Consider the following 18251-nt stretch of genomic DNA (forward strand, 5'->3'; position numbering starts at 1 on the left):
AGCTTCCCACAGCCCCACCGACACACTGTCCGCGCCCGTGGTGAGCGCCATACACAGTGTCGGTCCCTGCGGCGGCACGCCGATCCCTAGGCTGAGGGCGTCCGCCGTACCGTGTCCCCGGGCGGGCCCGAGCGATCCGAGGTAGTGACCGTGACCACGACGCAACCCGACCCGGCAGCCGGCGCGGCGGTGCACGCCGCCGACCGCGCGCACGTCTTCCACTCCTGGTCCGCGCAGGGCCTGATCGACCCGCTGCCGGTCGCCGGCGCCGAGGGCTCGTACTTCTGGGACTACGCGGGCAACCGCTACCTGGACTTCTCGTCCCAGCTGGTCAACACCAACATCGGCCACCAGCACCCGAAGGTCGTCGCCGCGATCCAGGAGCAGGCCGGAAAGCTGTGCACGCTCGCGCCGGGCTTCGCCGTGGACGTGCGCGCCGAGGCCGCCCGGCTGATCGCCGAGCGCACCCCGGGCGACCTCGACAAGATCTTCTTCACCAACGGCGGCGCGGAGGCCGTGGAGAACGCGGTCCGCATGGCCCGGCTGCACACCGGCCGCGCCAAGGTGCTCTCCGCCTACCGCTCGTACCACGGCGCCACCGCCGCCGCGATCAACCTGACCGGCGACCCGCGCCGCTGGCCCTCCGACACCGCCTCGGCCGGTGTCGTGCATTTCTGGGGCCCGTTCCCGTACCGCTCGCCCTTCCACGCGGAGAACGAGGCCCAGGAGTGCGAGCGCGCCCTCGCGCACCTGGAGGACACGATCGCCTTCGAGGGCCCGCAGTCCATCGCCGCGATCATCCTGGAGACCGTCCCCGGCACCGCCGGGATCATGGTGCCCCCGCCCGGCTACCTGGCCGGCGTCCGGGAGATCTGCGACCGGTACGGCATCGTCCTCATCCTGGACGAGGTCATGGCGGGCTTCGGCCGTACGGGGCACTGGTTCGCCGCCGACCACTTCGGCGTCACGCCGGACCTGCTGACCTTCGCCAAGGGCGTGAACTCCGGCTATGTACCGCTGGGCGGTGTCGCCATCTCCGCCGAGATCGCCGCCACCTTCGACCAGCGCCCCTACCCGGGCGGTCTGACCTACTCCGGGCACCCGCTGGCCTGCGCCTCCGCCGTCGCCACGATCAACGCGATGGCCGAGGAGAAGATCGTGGAGAACGCCGCGGAGATCGGCGAGAAGGTCATCGGCCCGGGGCTGCGCGCCCTCGCGGAGCGGCACCCGTCGGTCGGCGAGGTGCGCGGACTGGGCGTCTTCTGGGCGCTGGAGCTGGTCAAGGACAAGGAGACGCGCGAGCCGCTGGTCCCGTACAACGCGTCGGGCGCCGCCAACGCCCCGATGGCGGAGTTCGCGGCGGCCTGCAAGCGCGGCGGCCTGTGGCCCTTCGTGAACATGAACCGCACCCACGTCGTCCCGCCCTGCACCGTCACCGAGGCCGAGGTCAAGGAGGGCCTGGCCGCCCTGGACGCGGCGCTGGCGGTGGCGGACGCGCACACCGCCTGAGCCGGAGCCCGTACCCGGGCCCTGTGTACGGGGCCGCGACCGGCCCCGTACACAGGCGCCACCGTCGCCCCGCCCGTCCCCCTCGCCTATCGTGAAGGCCAGGGCCGCTCTCCTCGCACGCGGTCATACGCACCAGCCGGCCCACGAGGCCGCCGAAGGAGACGGACACGATGCCCGCCGGCCCAGGCAGCGGAGTCATACGGCGCAACACCCTGCGCCAGCAGATCGCCGACGCGCTGCGCGACGAGGTGCTGGCCGGGCGGCTGCCCTGCGGACACCAGTTCACGGTCAAGGAGATCGCCGAACAGTACGGGGTGTCCGCCACACCCGTGCGCGAAGCCCTGCTCGACCTGTGCGCCCAGGGCCTCCTGGACGTCGAGCAGCACCGCGGCTTCAGGGTGCACGCCTTCACGGCCACCGACTACCGGGCCATGGTCGAGGCCCGGACCCTGATCGTCGAGGGCATCTTCCGCACCCGCGCCGAGCGCGCGCTGAGCACCATGCCCCCCGCCGTGCTGATGTCCGTCAGGCGTCGCGCCGAAGAGGCGGAACGGGCTGCCCGGGCGGGTGACTTGGACGTACTGATCGGGTACGACCTGCGCTTCTGGCGTGAGCTGGGCAGCCTGGTGGGTAACCCGTACATCAGTGACTTCCTGGACCGGGTACGGGTGCAGAGCTGGGTCTTCGCGGTGCCGCTGCTGCGCCGCGCCACGGATCTGCGCGGCCGGCTGTGGCACGGCCACCGGGACCTGGTCAGCGCCGTCGTCCGGCACGATCTGGCCGAGGCGCAGCGGTTGGTGCGCGAATACAACGAGCACTCCCTCGCCCTCGTCGACGGCGCCTGCTAGCACTACCCTGTCCGTCCGCCCCCCACCCGACCGGAAGCGAGCTCATACGTGGCATGTGACCTGTGGCTGGTCCCCCTTGTCGATGTGCTGTGCCACAGCCCCGACAACCCCTTCTCCGAAGAGATCGCCGCCTACGACAAGGCCCTCACGGAAGCGGGACTGCCGCCCGTCCCCGTCTTCAGCTACATGCCCGGCCTGTCCGGGGACGTCGCCCCGGTCGCGGGCTTCGACTACGACGCGCTGCACTTCCTGCGGCGCGCCTACCTGCTGCGGATCTGCGGGCTGGAAGTGACGCCGGTGGACGAACTGGGCGGGGACTACGAGCAGTTGCTGGAGATGTTCGAGACCACGGCCCAGGAGTCGCACCTGGTGTGGCACTACGACCACGCCGGGGCGTACGTGCCGGTCGACTTCCCGCACCCGCTGGCCACCGAAGAACTCCTGGAGGGCGGGGGGCCGCTGGGCTCCGCCCACGGCCTGCTGCGCGATCTCGAACTCGTCGCGCCGTCCATCGGTATCGATCCGGCCAATCCGCCGGCCGCGCCCGAAGCGCCGTCCCGGCCCACCTCCCTGGAGGAGCGGGTGAGCGGGGCGCTCCTGGACGACAGTCCGTTCGCGCGGGAGCGGCACGTGTGGCTGGGGCTGCACGCGGCGGCCACGCGCAGCCTGGGCCAGGGGTCGATGATCGTCTTCAGCTGAGGGCGGCCGGACGCGCCTGACGGAGACGCGCTCGGCGGGGGACGCGCCTGGCGGTGGTCGCGGGCGGCGGGGGACGCGCCCGGCGGGGCGCGCGGGACCGCGCCGAGCGGGCGCGCGAGCGGGCGTGCGAGAGGCGCGGGTGGACGCGCGTGTGGGCGTACGAGGGGTGCGCGTCCGGGCGCGCCCCTCAGCGCGGCGGCTCGGGGGGCCGCTGCCGTGGCATGTTCGGGCGGGTGCCCGGCGGGAGAGTGATCCGGCCGGGCGGTGGGCCGCCGGGGTCCGGCCGCTGCCCCCACTGCGCCGTCGCGCGGGCGGCGGGCGGCAGCGGGCCCGGCCGGAACTGCGACATCCAGTCGGCGGTCTCGGCGCGCACCAGCTCCGCGATGTCCTCGTTGAAGCGGCGCAGCACGCCCAGACAGCGCTCGGCCGCCTCGCCGGCGGTGCCCTCGGTCGGGCCGAGGACCTCGCGTACGTTCTCCGACGCCCAGTCGAACTGGAGCGTATCCAGGCGCCGTTGCACCGCCTGCGCGGTCGCCACGTCCCGCATCCAGCCGGCCGTCACCCCGAAGAACCGGTCGCTGCCGACGCACACCGCCGCCACCAGCAGTGCCAGGTACCCCCACTTCGCGCCGCCGGGGGCCACCCCGGTGAGATCCAGCAGCGGCAGCAGGCCGCCGACCGCGACACCGGCGGCGGCGCCCAGCCGCAGCGCCCGCGCGCCGCGCCGCTTGGCCACCCGGTCGCGCAGATACCAGGACGCGGCCTGGAGGGCGCCCGCCTCGACCCAGTGGTACAGCTCGTCGAGGCGCTCAGCCGGTTCGCCCCAGTCCCCGAGCGGGAAGGCGCGGCCTCCCAGATCGCGGCGACCGTCGCCGCCCGGCCCGCGCTCCTCCCGAGGGGGCCCCTCGGGCTGCATCTCCGGCTGACTCACCCGTGCACTCCCTCAAGCAGATACGTGCGATGCGCGCGGTACGTACGAAACGGCCGGTGCGCACCCTCCTTCCTACCGCCGAACGGTTGGCCTCGCCCCCAAGATCGCTTTATTTCCGCCCGGAAGTGGTGCTGCGTCAGGTATAGGGTCATGCCCCCTCTCACTCGAAAGAGTTGCCACTGCCCGGCCTCGACCGGTTTCCACGGCTTCCGTCCGTCTCGTCCCCCGCCCGCCCCGGCCCGGCCGCCGCCCCTGTCCGCGCCGTCGGTCCGGGCCCGTACCGGGGCCGCGGGGGCGCCGGACCTGGCCCGCGCCCGCGGCGACTAGGCTGCCCATGTGAAGGTCCTCGTCATCGGCGGCGGCGCCCGCGAACACGCCCTGTGCCGCTCACTGTCCCTCGACCCCGACGTCACCGCGCTGCACTGCGCCCCCGGCAACGCCGGCATCGCGGAGGTGGCCGAGCTGCACACCGTCGACGCCCTCGACGGCGCCGCCGTGGCCGGCCTGGCGCGGCGCCTGGAAGCGGACCTGGTGGTGGTCGGCCCCGAAGCGCCCCTGGTCGCCGGAGTCGCCGACGCCGTCCGCGAGCAGGGCATCCCGGTTTTCGGGCCGTCCGCGCGGGCGGCCGAACTGGAGGGCTCCAAGGCGTTCGCCAAGGACGTGATGGCCGCCGCCGGGGTGCCCACCGCCCGCAGCTACCTGTGCACCACCCCCGAGGAGATCGACGAGGCGCTGGACGCGTTCGGCGCCCCGTACGTGGTCAAGGACGACGGCCTGGCGGCCGGCAAGGGCGTCGTCGTCACCGAGGACGTCGAGGCGGCCCGCGCGCACGCGCTGGCCTGTGACCGCGTGGTGATCGAGGAGTTCCTCGACGGCCCGGAGGTCTCCCTGTTCGCGGTCACCGACGGCGAGACCGTCGTGCCGCTCCAGCCCGCCCAGGACTTCAAGCGCGCCCACGACGCCGACCAGGGCCCGAACACCGGCGGCATGGGCGCGTACAGCCCGCTGCCGTGGGCCGACCCCAAGCTGGTCGACGAGGTCATGCGGACCGTGCTCCAGCCGACCGTCGACGAGCTGCGCCGCCGTGGCACGCCGTTCTCCGGGCTGCTGTACGCGGGGCTGGCGATCACCTCGCGCGGCGTGCGCGTCATCGAGTTCAACGCGCGCTTCGGCGACCCGGAGACCCAGGTCGTGCTGGCCCGCCTGCGTACGCCGCTGTCCGCGCTGCTGCGCGCCGCCGCCACGGGCACGCTCGCGTCGCTGCCGCCGCTGCGCTGGAGCGACGACGCGGCGGTGACGGTCGTCGTCGCCGCGCACAACTACCCGGGTACGCCGCGTACCGGCGACCCGATCGGCGGTCTGACCGAGGTCGCGGAGAAGGACGCCCCCGGCGCGTACGTCCTGCACGCGGGGACGAAGAGGGACGCCGCCACCGGCGAGGTCGTCAGCGCGGGCGGCCGGGTGCTGTCCGTGACGGCCGTCGGCGGTGACCTGAAGGCGGCCCGGGAGCGCGCCTACCGTGCGGTCGGCCGGCTCACGCTGGACGGCTCGCACCACCGTACGGACATCGCGGCCCGGGCGGCGGGGGAGAGCTGAGAGGCGCTGGCCTGGGGGTGGCGCGGCCCTGACGCGTGTCCGATGTGTCCCGGGGCCGGCCCGAAGGCGCCCGTCGCGCACCGTTGGTCCGTGCCCTGAGGGCGTGCGCCGCGCGTCCCTGGCCTGCGCCGGAGCGTCCCGGCCCGGTGACCCGGCGCCCTCCGGCGGTTCCCGGGGCGCCCGTGGCCGCGCCCGTCCCGCCCGTTGCGCCCCGGTCCCGGCCGCCCCGGAGGATTTTGGCCGGGATGGGGCTCCCGGCTTTACCCAAAGCCATTCCATCGAGTGACCGCGCCGCCATCCGGCTGACGGGGCGGGATGCCCCAACTAGGGTTCCCCGCATGCGTCGTGTGGCGCCCGTGCCGCCCGTCGGCACGGCCGTCGCGGCGGCGTCCGGCAAGTGGCTCACCGGCATTGCGGTGTCAGTGGCCGGTGCCACAGTGGTGGAGAGTGAGCAACGCCGTCGGAGCCGTCCGCGACCCCGGCACCGTTGCCCCGCTCTTGTCGTCCCGTGTTCTCTTCGTCCCGTTGATCAGGGCAGCAGGGGGTGTACAGGCTGGTGGCAGGTCCGGAAGCAGGAGCAGAGGCGGCGCGCGCCCGCGCGCTCGCGGTGCTGCGGATCCGCGGCGCGGCGCTGGGCGTGGCCCTGGTGCCCGCGGCGGTGGCCGTGGTGCTGCTCGTCGGCGGACTGACCGGCCGCATCGGCCGCGCCGATCCCGTCACGAGCTCCACCGGCTGGGACACGGCGCGCTGGGTGGTCACCGCCCTCGCGCTGGTCGTCCTGCTGCTGGCGGCGCTGGTGACGACCGTCGTCGTGCGGGCCCGGCCCGCGCTGAGCCCGTCCGTCCCCATAGCGGAGGAGTCCGCCCCCGACCTGTACCGCCTGGTGCGGGACCTGGCCGACCGCCTGGAGGTGCCCGCCCCGTCCGCGATAGCCCTGACGCCGGACTGCGACAGCTGGCTGGAGGACCGTACGCACCGCGCGCACGGTCCGCCGCGCGGCAAGGCGGCGGGCGGCGGGCGCGCCGGAGCGCGTGGGGGCGCGCGCGCCGTGCAGGCGCCGGTCCTGGTGATCGGCTCGCCGTTCATGTGGTGGATGCGGGTCGCCGAACTGCGGGCGCTGCTGGCGCCCGTCGTGGCCGGGACCGGCCCGTCCGCCAATCCGGACATAGCCGCGGCCCGCCGCTTCGTCCGCGGCCTGGACGCCGCGGTGGCGGTCTCCGCGCGCGCCAAGAACCCCTTGGGCGCGCCGGCGTCCGCGTTCGTCGGCTGGGTCGCGCGCCTGCTGCTCCGGGCCTGTCGTGAGCACGCCATGGAGATGGAGCGCTGTGTCGCCGCCGCCGCCTCCGAGCGCGCGCAGAACGTGGACTACGGCCTGCGGATCGTCGCCCAGGAGCAGGTCGGCCTGGCGTACGCGGGCTGGGACCGGCTGCTGACCCGGGTCGCGCTGCCCGCCTGGCGCCTGGGCCGCTGGCCCTCCCGGCTGGACGCCGGCGTGGTGTCCGCGCTCACCGAACTGTCCCGGCGCGACCGTCTGGCCGAAGGTTTCACCTCGCGCCTGGGCGAGCGCCCCGCGTGCGACCTCCTGGAGGAGCCCGGCGCCGTGGACCGCGCCGCCTCCCTCCTCGCCGCCCGCCTCTTCCACGGCGGCCCGGCCGAGCCGGGGCCGGACTGGTCCCCGGTCGGCTGGCAGCAGTATCCGGAGGAGGTCGTGGACCGCAAATGGCGTTTGGAGGCGGCACGACTCCACCGCGTCCTGGACGCTCTCCCGCCGATTGCGGGCGGCGGCGGCCCCGGGCGCGAGGAGCCCGGCGGCTCGGCGGGGCCGGGCGCTGCGGGGGCCGCGGAGGGGCTGGTCACGGCGGGCGGTGCGGCGGACCCGGAGGGCCCGGCCGTCGCGTACGGTCCGGCGGTCCCGGAGGGGCCGGTCGCCGGTGAGCCCTCGCCCGGCCCGGAGAGCTCCGGGCCCACGCTGGTACGGGTCATCGAGCGCCTGGTGTCCGACGAGCGGGCGGGCGATCTCGTCGCCGCGCGGCTCGGTGCCGAGCAGGCGCGCGAGGAGCGCGCGGAGGCGGCGCGCCAGGCCGCCCGCGAGCCGGTGGCCGACGGCCCGGACGCCGGGGTGGCCTGGGGCGACGGGCTCGCGGACGGGCTGCCGCTGTTCCCGATGCAGCCCCCGCGCACGGGCCGCGAACTGCTCGCCGACCATGTGACCGCGATGGTCTGCTGCGCCGCCGTGGACACCGCCGGAGCCGCCCCCGGCCTGGACTGGCTGGACGGCCCGATCCTGCTCGTCGACGGCGTACGCCGCTCGGACCTGGGCCACCCGGTGCTCCGGCTCGTCGACGACGGTGACGCCGGACCGCTCGTCGACTGGCTCGGCGAGGTCGGGGTACGGCCCGAGAAGCCGGTCCGGCTCGTATGAGGGGCGCCGACGGCGCGCGCGGGGCGTACGGGGGCGCATTCGGGGGCATGAAGAAGCCGAGTGCGCCTGTTGTGTGCGTCCGCTCCGTATCACCCGCACGACCGGGCTGAACGTTCCCCTCCCGTGCGTCGTTCATGGCCGGAACCCTCGCGAATTCACGACGAAGGGTGACGGAGCAAGTGCGTAATGTGATGTGCTGGAAGCGGCCCCGGTCGTTCAATCGAGCACGAAATCTGAGTGCCGCGGCGGCCTGCTCAGTCGGCGGGGGGACGCAGGGAGGGGAGTCGAAGTGGGGACGGAGCAGATCCGGCGCTGGGAGTCGGGAGCGCTTGCGCACGCGGTCACGGATCCGTTCGGCCAGGGCCCGCTGCCCTGGCTGCGCGGCAGCGAGAACTACTTCGACTCCGGTCAGGTGGTCCCCTGGTACGTGGACCCGGCGGTCGCCCCCGGCGAGAAGCGCCTGCCCTCGCCCCGCTCCAGTGCCGGCCCCCGTACCGCCGACGACGTGCGCCAGCAGATCAAGGGCTTCGTCAGCACCGGCGCGGTGGCCCCCGGCGAGGCCATCGACTTCCGGGTCTCGGTCGACCCGCCCCAGCCCTTCAGCATCGACATCTACCGCATCGGCCACTACGCGGGCACCGGCGCCGCCAAGATCACCACGAGTCCGCGGCTGGCCGGCATCGTGCAGCCCGCGCCGCTCGCCGCCGACCGCACGGTCTCCTGCCACCACTGGTGGCTGTCCTGGCGCCTCCAGGTCCCCGCGTACTGGAAACTGGGCGCCTACGTGGCCGTCCTGACCACCGCCGACGGCCACCGCAGCCACGTCCCCTTCACGGTCCGCGACACCCACCCCGCCGACCTCCTGCTGCTCCTGCCCGACATCACCTGGCAGGCGTACAACCTCTACCCGGAGGACGGGCGCACCGGCGCCAGCCTGTACCACGCCTGGGACGCGGACGGTTCGCTGCTCGGCGAGCCCGACGCCGCCACCACCGTCTCCTTCGACCGCCCGTACGCGGGCGCGGGCCTGCCGCTCCACGTGGGCCACGCCTACGACTTCATCCGCTGGGCCGAGCGCTACGGCTACGACCTCGCGTACGCCGACGCCCGCGATCTGCACGCCGGTCTGGTCGACCCGTCCCGCTACCGCGGCCTGGTCTTCCCCGGCCACGACGAGTACTGGTCCCAGCCCATGCGCCGGACCGCCGAGCTGGCCCGCGACAGCGGCACCTCGCTCGTCTTCCTGTCCGCCAACACCATGTACTGGCAGGTCGAACTGGCCCCCTCGCCCGCCGGCCCGGACTCCCTGCTCAGCTGCCGCAAACGCCAGGGTCCCGGCAAGCCCGCCCTGTGGCGCGAGGCCGGCGACCCGGAGCAGCTGCTGATGGGCATCCAGTACGCCGGCCGGGTGCCGGAGCCCGCGCCCCTGGTCGTCCGCAACGCCGACCACTGGATGTGGGAGGCCACCGGCGCCCACGAGGGCGACGAGCTGCCCGGCCTGGTCGCCGGTGAGGCCGACCGGTACTTCCCCCGTACGGCCCTGCCGGAGCACAGCCACCGCATCCTGCTGGCGCACTCCCCGTACGAGGACAGCGAGGGCGCCCGCCGCCATCAGGAGACCTCGCTCTACCGCGCCCTCAGCGGGGCCCTGGTGTTCGCCTCCGGCACCTTCGCCTGGTCCCCGGCCCTGGACCGCCCCGGCCATGTGGACGAGCGCATCCAGCGCGCCACGGCCAACCTGCTCGACCGCATCTGCAAGCGGGACTGAGGCACCGGGGGAGGGCTAGCGCCCCGCCATCGGTCCGAGTTCCCGCGCCAGCGCCACCGTCAGCGCCCGGAAGATCCGTACCTCCGGGTTCGGGTCGCCGGTCCGCGTCGCGAGCACGCTGTGCGCGTACGGCGCGTCCAGCACCGGCACGTACACCGTCCCGGGCCACGGGTAGTAGCGGGCGAAGGACTTCAGCCCGGAGCCCGCGCCGCGGCCCGCCGCGACGCTGGTCAGCACGTCGTGCGGGGTCAGCGCGCAGTCCGGGGCGCGGCGCTCGCCCGCGTCGAAGTACAGGTAGTCGGTGAACGGCCGCGGCGTGTGCCGGGGCAGCCGCAGGTACGGCAGGTCGATGACGTCCGCGACCCGTACACCCGTCGCCGCGGCGTCCGCGAGCGGCGAGGCCGCCGGGACCGCGACGATCCGCTGCTCGGTGGTCAGGATGTCCACCTCGATGCCCTCGCCCCGGATCGCGGGCCGTACGAACGCGACGTCCACCCGGTCCTCGCGCAGCGCGCTGCAGTGCTCCGTGAAGGTGAGCTGGACCAGCTTCAGCGGGACCTCCGGGCGGGCCCGGCGGAAGGCGTTCACGGCCGCCGGTGTCACCTCGGCCGAACCGTGCCCCATCACCCCGACCCGCAGCCCGCGCGCCGCCCGGGACGAGGCCGCCGACGCGCGCTCCGCGGCCTCGGTCACGTCCTCCACGGCGGCGTTCGCGGCGGCCAGCAGCGTACGGGCGTGGGAGGCCAGCCGCTGCCCGGCGGCGGTCGGCCGTACGGGGCCGTTGCCGCGGTCCAGCAGCCGGGCGCCGAGCTCGCGCTCCAGCTGCTGCACGTGCTGGGTGACCGCGGCCGGCGACAGGAAGAGCCGGGACGCGGCCCGCCCGAAATGTGCTTCCTCGACCACCGCCAGGAAGGAAGACAGCCGTCGCAGGTCCATACGTGCCACGATAAATCGCACGCGGGTCCGGTTCCGGGGGCCGTTCACGATTCCTGAACGGAGGCGGCGCCGACGCCCTCCGGCCTCGTACAACGGCCTCCATGAGCACGTCGTCCGCCGATCGCCGCACCACTGCCGCCGCCCCCGCCCCCGCCCCCGCCGCTCGCCGCGCGGACGGACCCGGCGCCCTGGCCGCCCCCGCACCGCCGCGCACCGCGCCCGGTGCGCCCGGCCCCGCCGCCGGTGGTTCCGCCCGGCCCCGCCACTGGCTGCGCGCGGGCTGGATGATGACGGCCTCCGGCTGGAGCGCCAACCAGTTCTCCGCCCTGCTCGGCGCCTACCGCGGCGACCTGGGCCTGACCACGGCCACCACCACCGCCCTCTTCGCGGTGTACGTGCTCGGACTGATCCCGGGGCTGCTGCTGGGCGGCCCGCTGGCCGACCGGCGCGGCCGGCGCCCCGTGGTCTTCACCGCGCTCGCCACGGCGGCCGTGGCGACCTGCCTCCTGATGGCGGGCCCGGCCGCCGCCTGGCTGCTGTGGCCGGGCCGCTTCCTGACCGGCCTCGGCGCGGGCGCCCTGCTCACCGCGGGCAGCGTCTGGATCAAGGAACTGTCGTCCGCCCCGCACGACCCGGACACCGCCCCCGGCCCGGCGGCCCGCCGCTCCGGCCTCTTCCTCTCCGCCGGGTTCGCCTCCGGCGGGCTGGCCGCCGCGCTGATCGCCCAGTGGGCGCCGTACCCGATGATCACGGCGTATGTGCCGCACCTGGTGCTGTCGGCGGTGGCGGCGGTGGCCGCGGGCCGGGCGCCCGAGACGGTCCGGACCGGGACCGCGCACCGTCCGGCCGCCCACGAGGCGCGCCCGGTCGTACATGATCACGCGGCGCAAGGGGCCGGTGCAGCGTCCTTCCGGCGCCTGGTCGCCCCGGTGGCCCCCTGGGTCTTCGCCGCGCCGACCCTCGCTTTCGTGACCCTTCCGGGGCTCGTCGGCGCGCGCCTGGACGGCTGGCAGACGGTGTACGCGGGTGTCGCCACCGCCGTGACCCCCGGCGCCGGGCTGCTGGTAGCGCCGCTCGCCCGCCGGCTCGCCGCCCGGCACCGCCTGGCCACCGCCGTCACCGGCCTGGCCGCCGTCGCGCTCGGTCTCCTGACCGGCGCCGTCGCCGTCACGGCCGTACAGCCCGCCGTCGCCCTGGGGGCCGCGGTGCTGCTCGGCGCCGGATACGGGCTGTGCGTGGCGTACGGCCTGACCGAGGTCGCCGCGCTCGCGCCGCCGCACCGGCTGGCCCGGCTCACCGCCCGCTTCTGGACCCTCGCCTACCTGGGCTTCTTCGCCCCGTACGGCGTCACCCTGCTCGGCGCGCTCTGGTCCCCGCAGGTCATCCTCGCCGCCGCGGCGCTGCTGGCCGTCCTCACTCTTGGGGCGGTCGTCCGCGCGGCGCATCGCGTCCGGGGCTGAGCGGATCCGACCAGATCCGACCGGGCCAGGCCGGGGCAGACTGAATCAAGCCCAGTCCGACCGTGGTGTCCGGCCGGGGGCCGTACCGGACGCCGGTCCCGCACATGCGGCCTCCCGCGACCCTGGGACGCCGTCCCGTCCCCGCATACGGGAGAATCGGACCGACGCCTGGATCAACCTACGCGGAGGCAGCGTGTCCGGTTTCGTAGAAAAGCCCGAGGCAGTGGAGGTCCCGGGGCTCACCCACCTCCACACCGGCAAGGTGCGCGACCTCTACCAGAACGCCGCCGGCGACCTGGTCATGGTGGCGAGCGACCGCATCTCGGCTTTCGACTGGGTGCTGCCCACCGAGATCCCGGACAAGGGGCGGGTGCTCACCCAGCTCTCGCTGTGGTGGTTCGACCAGCTGGCCGATCTCATCCCCAACCACGTGCTGTCCACGGAGCTGCCGCCCGGCGCCCCGGCCGACTGGGAAGGCCGTACGACGGTCTGCAAGTCGCTGGCGATGATCCCGGTGGAGTGCGTCGCCCGCGGCTATCTCACGGGCTCCGGCCTCGTCGAGTACCAGCAGACCCGTACGGTCTGCGGGCTGGCGCTGCCGGAGGGCCTGACCGACGGCTCGGAACTGCCTGCCGCGATCTTCACCCCCGCCACCAAGGCCGCCGTCGGCGAGCACGACGAGAACGTCGCGTACGAGGAGGTCGCCCGCCAGATCGGCGCCGAGACCGCCGCCCAGCTGCGGCAGGCCACCCTCGCCGTGTACGGGCGGGCCCGCGGCATCGCCCGCGAGCGCGGCATCGTCCTGGCGGACACCAAGTTCGAGTTCGGCTTCGACGGCGCGCGGCAGCTGACGCTGGCGGACGAGGTCCTCACCCCGGACTCGTCCCGCTTCTGGCCCGCGGACACCTGGGAGCCGGGCCGGGCCCAGCCCTCCTTCGACAAGCAGTACGTCCGCGACTGGCTCACCTCCCCGGCCTCCGGCTGGGACCGGAAGAGCGAACAGCCGCCCCCGCCCCTGCCCCGGGAAACCGTCGACCGCACGCGCGCCAAGTACATCGAGGCGTACGAGCGGCTCACGGGGACGAGCTGGGAGTAGCGGCGCCGCGGGGCCGGCGGCAGCGGTGTGGGGCCGGGCGTCCCGGCCCCACGGGCGCGGGCCCGGCCCCTCCCGCGCCCCGCACGAAGAAGGCCCCGGTCACGAGGACCGGGGCCTTTTCCCTGAGCGGACGACGAGGCTCGAACTCGCGACCTCAACCTTGGCAAGGTTGCGCTCTACCAACTGAGCTACGTCCGCCTGCCCCGCGCTCAGCGGCGCGGTGCGGGCTCCACTATAGCCAACCTCGCGCGCGGGCGATGCGCGCTGCCGCGTGACGGTTCTCGGCGGAGAGCTTCGCGGTGGCCGAGGAGAGGTAGTTGCGCACCGTCCCCGGCGACAGCGCGGCCCGCTCCGCGATCTCCGCGACGGGCGCGCCGTTCTCCGCGTACTCCAGTACCTCCGCCTCCCGTACGGTCAGCGGCGAGTCCCCGGCGCTGATGGCGTCGGCCGCCAACTCCGGGTCCACGTAACGGTTTCCGGCGTGCACCGAGCGGATGATCTCGGCCAGCCGCTGTGCCGAGACGGTCTTCGGCACGAACCCCCGCACCCCCGCCTCCAGGGCCCGCTTCAGATGGCCGGGCCGCCCGTGACTGGTCACGATCATGGTCCGGCAGCCGGGCAGCCGACTGCGCAGGGATGTGGCCACCGCCACACCGTCCGCCCCCGGCATCTGAAGATCCAGTACGGCCACGTCGGGCCGGTGGGCCAGCGCCATCGCCAGCGCCTCCGGCCCCGACCCGGCCTCGGCCACCACCTGGAGATCGTCTTCCAGGGCGAGGAGCGCGGCCAGCGCCCCCCGGATCAGGTGCTCGTCGTCGGCGAGGAGGACGCGCAGGGGGGCCGGGGACTCCGGCGGAGCCGCCGTCGGGGCCTCCGCCGGCCGGTGGCCGGGTGCTGACGCGGCGTGCTCGGATTGCCGGCCGAGCCCCGGCGTGCTCTGCTCGCGGTGCCCGCCGGCCCCCGGTGCGGCGACTTCGCGGTGCCCGTCGGCCCCCGGCGCTGCGTCCTCAAGGTGCCCGCCGGGCCCGGCCCCGGTCGGCTCCGCCTGCTGACCGGGCCCCGCCGTCGATGGGGGCATCCACACCGGTTCGGACATCCGCCCCGGCTGCTCCGCCCGCTGCGCCTCCGCCATGATCTCCGCTTCTCCCACGTCGCTCTCGTCCCGCCGGCCGGGCGTCCGGCCGCCGCCATACGGGCCGTCGCGGCCCGCCCGGCATCACCCGCCGCCGGCAGGTGCCCCCACAGGGCCTGCGCGGCCTCCTAGGCCCGAGCAGGCCGTCCGGCCTCCTACGCCCGAGCAGGCCGTCCGCTCGCGGCGATCCCGGGCGCGTCCCCCTCCACCACCTGATCCTCCTCCAGCGGGACGTGGGCCCGTAGCCAGAACCGTCCGTCGGGGCGGGGGCCGACGAGCAACGTGCCGTCCAGGGCGGCGAGGCGTTCCCGCAGGCCGGCGATGCCGCTGCCGGCGCTCCGCCGGACCGCTTCCGGTACGACGCCGTCGTTCTCCATCGTGAAGACCACCGCCGGTGCGGGCCGGGCCGCCGGGTCCCCGGCTGCCGCCCGTACCGGCTGCGCGCCGCGCGTCCGGCCGCCGCCGGGCGCGCCGTCGGACGTCACCCGCAGCGTCAGCCAGCACGTGGACGCGTTCGCGTGGCGCAGCACGTTCGTGGTGCCTTCCCGTACGACCCAGGCCAGGACCGACTGCACCTGCTGCGGCAGCCCGGCACTGTCCTCCTGATCCATCAGGCACTGCACCCCGGCCGCCTGGAGCACCGCCCGCGCCCCGGCCAGCTCCACGTCCAGGTCCGCCTCCCGGTAGGCGCGGACCACGTCCCGCACCTCCCGCTGGGAGTCCTGGGCCAGCTGCTGCACCTCCGCCATCTGGTCGGCGGCCTCCGGCCGGCCCTTGTGCGCCAGCCGCACCGCCAGCTCGCTCTTGAGCGCGATCACGGCGAGGTTCCGGCCGACGACATCGTGCATGTCCCGCGCGAACCGCAGCCGCTCCTCGGCGACGGCGAGCCGTGCCTGCGCGCCCTTGGCCTCGTCCAGCTCCCGCATCGCGGCGAGGATCCAGCCCCAACTGCGGCACGACAGCGCGGCGAAGAGAGCGGAGAAGGCGAGGGTGATCGGCAGTCCCGCCAAGAACACGAGCGGGACGCCCGCGAGGCCCATCGCCGTCATGGTCAGCGCCGTGACGACGACGTACACCAGCGCCTGCCAGCGCTTCTTGATCACGAGGGAGAGCAGGCAGCTGACCGGCAGGCTGGGGAACAGCATCAGCGTGGACCAGACCTGAGCGTTCGCCGGCAGCTTCGCGGTCGCGACCAGGACCGTGACCGAGGCCACCGACGCGGCCGCCAGGCCCGCCGACGCGGCGATCAGCCGCCACGGCGCGGGAGTGCCGTACACGTAGTGCGAGAGCCCGCGCCGCACGCCGGGGACGTAGACACCGCACTGCACCAGCCCCAGCACCATGACCGGAACCGTCGGGACCACGGAAACGTGTGCCGAGGACGTCGTGGCGACGAGTGGCCCGACCAGCCAGCCGATGAGCATCAGCCACGGCATCAGATACAGCGTCCACCGTGCCCACAGAAACACCTGCGCGACCCTGCCCCGCCCCCGCAATCTGCGCAGCTGCTCGTGGAACACCGGTTCCACACCCCCGTCGTCCTCAGTGCCGTACACCGTCAGTGCCGTGGCTCCCAGCGGAACCACCGACGTACAGCAAACACCGCGATACCGGCCCAGACCAACGCGATGACCAGCCGCTTCAGCGTATCGATGAGGTCGCCCTCGCCGAGCCAGCCGTCCCGTACCAGACCCATCACCGGCGACAGGGGCAGCAGTTCCAGGACCGCGGCAACCCGGTCGGGGAAGATCTCCAGCGGTGCGACCATGCCGGAGCAGGCCATGGAGACGAAGACGAACGGCAGCGTGGTCAGCGAGGCCGCCTCGGCGCTCTTGGTGATGGCCGTGGAGGCCGCGGCCATCGCGACCACGATCACCATGCCGAGGAGCACCCCCAGCAGCAACAGGTGCGGGGCCCGGGGCAGATCCACCTTCAGGGCCAGTCCGCCGCAGATCACCAGCAGGACGCACTGCGCCAGTCCGATGAGCACCGTCGGCAGGGCCGTCCCCACCAAGATCTCCCGGTCCGTCAGCTCGCCGCAGCGCAGCCGCTTGAGCACCAGTTCCTCGCGCCGCGTGACCAGCGCGCCGGTGACCGTGCCGTACACCGCGAAGATCAGCACGAAGCCGATGGTCCCCGGCAGCAGGGCCGTGCCGACCGACAGGCCGCTCTTCTCCAGCGGCATCTCGGCGACCGCCCGGTGCATGGCGAAGGCCATGATCAGGGGCATCAGCAGGGCCATGAACAAGGTGGTCTTGTTACGGCCCAGCAGGGTCAGTTCCGCACGGGCCAGGGCCGTCAGCCGGTCGCGCGCGCCCGTACGGGCGGCCGCCGCGGGCCTCGTCTCGATGTCGGTGGCGCTCACTTGTCCTCCAAACCCTTGGCGATCCGGAGGAACGCCTCCTCCAGTGACGCCGAGCGGGCGTCCAGCCCTTGAAGTGCGATGCCCTTGTCCCGTGCCCACAGCAGCACGCCGGTCGCGGCCCGCTGCAGGTCGGAGGTGAACAGCCGGACCGTGCGGCCCACCGTCTCGTGTCCGTCGACGCCCAGTTCCGGGAACGGCGGCAGATCGCCGGCCAGCAGGCCGTCGGGCAGCTCGAAGGAGATCTGCGCGGGATGGCTGGCCACCACCTCCGCGACGGTTCCGGTCGTGGCTATCCGGCCCCGGTGCATGATCGCGAGGCGGTCGGCCAGTCCCTCGGCCTCTTCCAGGTAGTGGGTGGTCAGCACGACGGTCGTGCCCTCCGCCCGCAGCTCCCGTATCAACTCCCAGGTCCTGTGGCGGGCTTCGGTGTCCAGGCCGGTGGTCGGCTCGTCGAGGAACAGCACCTCGGGCCGCCCCAGCGTCGCCATGGCCAGGTCCAGCCGCCGCCGCTCACCGCCGGAGAGCATCTTGATCCGGACGTCCCGGCGCCCGGTCAGCCCGACCATCTCCAGCGCCTCGTCGACCGGCCGGGCGCCGCTGGTGGTGCCCGCCCACATCCGTACGGCCTCGGCCGCCGTCAGGTCCGAGGGGAAGCCGCCCTCCTGGAGCATCATGCCGACCCGCGGCCGGATCCGGGCCCGCTCCGCATACGGGTCGTGGCCCAGCACGCGGACCTTGCCGCCGGTCGGCGCGGCCAGTCCTTCGAGCAGCTCGACGGTGGAGGTCTTGCCCGCCCCGTTGGTCCCGAGGAGGGCGAACAGCTCGCCGCGGGCGACGGAGAAATCTATGCCCCGCACCGCCTCGTAGCCCGCGCCGCCCTTCTTGTTCTTGCGGCTGCCCTCGGACGGCCCGTACCGCCTGCGCAGGCCCGTGACGTCAATCACGTTCGCGCCGAAGTTCCCGTTGTTCATGCGTCAAGGCTCCCGCCCGGATCCGGCCCGGGGCAGTGCGGCTTGTCATCAGCCCAGATGACAAATGTCAGGTGGGGGCGGGGAGGGGGCCCTCCTTGGGGCGGGAGGTGGCGCGAACGCACGCGAAAGACCCCGGTCGCGATAACCGGGGTCTTTTCCCTGAGCGGACGACGAGGCTCGAACTCGCGACCTCAACCTTGGCAAGGTTGCGCTCTACCAACTGAGCTACGTCCGCAGGCATCCGACCGGCTTTCACCGGGCGGCGCGACAGCTACTCTACCTGATCCACAAGACCGGTCGGTACTGTCAGAGCGGGTGACAGGGATCGCACACTGCGCCTCCCCCTTGGAAAGGGGGCGCTCTACTACTGAGCTACACCCGCATGACCACCATCCACCGGGCCCGAAGATCCGGTCGATGCTGTCAGAGCGGGTGACAGGGATTGCACACTGCGCCTCCCTCTTGGAAAGAGGGCGCTCTACTACTGAGCTACACCCGCGTGACTCCTCGGGATTCGG

14 protein-coding genes and 4 tRNA genes are annotated in these 18251 nt (G+C 74.2%); 8 read left to right on the plus strand and 10 right to left on the minus strand.

Translation table 11 applies throughout. From position 1 onward, the window contains the following. Positions 1–150: 150 nt before the first annotated feature. The 3 genes from CP973_RS02240 (at position 151) to CP973_RS02250 (ending at position 3056) form a co-directional block, all read left to right on the plus strand. Positions 151–1509, plus strand: a complete 1359-nt coding sequence (locus tag CP973_RS02240; protein ID WP_150237107.1) for an aspartate aminotransferase family protein — start codon at positions 151–153, stop codon at positions 1507–1509. A gap of 170 nt (positions 1510–1679) precedes the next feature. Continuing rightward, positions 1680–2357, plus strand: coding sequence for a GntR family transcriptional regulator (locus tag CP973_RS02245; RefSeq protein ID WP_150237109.1), 678 nt, complete (start codon positions 1680–1682; stop codon positions 2355–2357). Positions 2358–2405: 48 nt separating this feature from the next. Then, positions 2406–3056, plus strand: a complete 651-nt coding sequence (locus CP973_RS02250; RefSeq protein WP_150237111.1) for a hypothetical protein — start codon at positions 2406–2408, stop codon at positions 3054–3056. A 187-nt stretch (positions 3057–3243) separates the two neighbouring features. On the opposite strand, the gene CP973_RS02255 is transcribed toward CP973_RS02250, so the two are convergent. Beyond that, positions 3244–3987: an SLATT domain-containing protein gene (locus CP973_RS02255; protein ID WP_150237113.1), complete on the minus strand. Its 744-nt coding sequence runs from the start codon at positions 3985–3987 to the stop codon at positions 3244–3246. 336 nt (positions 3988–4323) lie between these two features. Between CP973_RS02255 and purD the strand changes: the two genes are divergently transcribed. The 3 genes from purD to CP973_RS02270 all read left to right on the plus strand — a co-directional run bounded on the left by purD (position 4324) and on the right by CP973_RS02270 (position 9773). Next, positions 4324–5583 (plus strand): phosphoribosylamine--glycine ligase, encoded by a 1260-nt coding sequence (gene purD, locus CP973_RS02260; protein ID WP_150237115.1) that lies wholly within the window; start codon positions 4324–4326, stop codon positions 5581–5583. Positions 5584–6136: 553 nt separating this feature from the next. Beyond that, positions 6137–8005, plus strand: coding sequence for a hypothetical protein (locus tag CP973_RS02265; RefSeq protein WP_167538410.1), 1869 nt, complete (start codon positions 6137–6139; stop codon positions 8003–8005). Positions 8006–8294: 289 nt separating this feature from the next. After that, positions 8295–9773 carry a N,N-dimethylformamidase beta subunit family domain-containing protein gene (locus CP973_RS02270; RefSeq protein WP_150237116.1) on the plus strand — a complete coding sequence of 493 codons (1479 nt, stop codon included), beginning with the start codon at positions 8295–8297 and terminating at the stop codon, positions 9771–9773. A 15-nt stretch (positions 9774–9788) separates the two neighbouring features. Here the strand turns inward: CP973_RS02270 and CP973_RS02275 are convergent, their stop codons facing one another. Beyond that, positions 9789–10709: a LysR family transcriptional regulator gene (locus CP973_RS02275; protein ID WP_150237118.1), complete on the minus strand. Its 921-nt coding sequence runs from the start codon at positions 10707–10709 to the stop codon at positions 9789–9791. Positions 10710–10810: 101 nt separating this feature from the next. Between CP973_RS02275 and CP973_RS02280 the strand changes: the two genes are divergently transcribed. Both CP973_RS02280 and CP973_RS02285 read left to right on the plus strand, forming a co-directional pair. After that, positions 10811–12169, plus strand: coding sequence for an MFS transporter (locus tag CP973_RS02280; protein WP_244409245.1), 1359 nt, complete (start codon positions 10811–10813; stop codon positions 12167–12169). A 193-nt stretch (positions 12170–12362) separates the two neighbouring features. Then, positions 12363–13265, plus strand: coding sequence for a phosphoribosylaminoimidazolesuccinocarboxamide synthase (locus CP973_RS02285; RefSeq protein WP_150237119.1), 903 nt, complete (start codon positions 12363–12365; stop codon positions 13263–13265). 125 nt (positions 13266–13390) lie between these two features. On the opposite strand, the gene CP973_RS02290 is transcribed toward CP973_RS02285, so the two are convergent. From CP973_RS02290 to CP973_RS02325, 8 genes are all read right to left on the minus strand, one after another. Further along, positions 13391–13463: transfer RNA gene (locus CP973_RS02290), tRNA-Gly, on the minus strand. Between the two features lie 34 nt (positions 13464–13497). Next, on the minus strand, positions 13498–14100 hold the full coding sequence (locus CP973_RS02295; RefSeq protein ID WP_150243025.1) for a response regulator transcription factor: 603 nt from the start codon (positions 14098–14100) through the stop codon (positions 13498–13500). A gap of 452 nt (positions 14101–14552) precedes the next feature. Next, a complete protein-coding gene (locus CP973_RS41340) occupies positions 14553–15926 on the minus strand; it encodes a sensor histidine kinase (RefSeq protein WP_280118995.1) in 1374 nt (457 codons plus the stop codon). Between the two features lie 29 nt (positions 15927–15955). Next, positions 15956–16762, minus strand: a complete 807-nt coding sequence (locus tag CP973_RS02305; protein WP_150237122.1) for an ABC transporter permease — start codon at positions 16760–16762, stop codon at positions 15956–15958. Further along, entirely contained in the window at positions 16759–17733 is a 975-nt protein-coding gene (locus tag CP973_RS02310; protein WP_244409246.1) for an ABC transporter ATP-binding protein, read from the minus strand. The genes CP973_RS02305 and CP973_RS02310 overlap by 4 nt, the downstream gene beginning before the upstream one ends. Positions 17734–17895: 162 nt before the next feature. Then, a tRNA-Gly gene (locus CP973_RS02315) sits at positions 17896–17968 on the minus strand. Between the two features lie 75 nt (positions 17969–18043). Then, positions 18044–18115, minus strand: a tRNA-Gly gene (locus CP973_RS02320). Between the two features lie 45 nt (positions 18116–18160). Continuing rightward, positions 18161–18232 (minus strand) — tRNA-Gly (locus CP973_RS02325). Between the last annotated feature and the right edge of the window lie 19 nt (positions 18233–18251).

It is taken from the genome of Streptomyces albofaciens JCM 4342 (genome assembly GCF_008634025.1).
GTDB lineage: Bacteria > Actinomycetota > Actinomycetes > Streptomycetales > Streptomycetaceae > Streptomyces > Streptomyces albofaciens.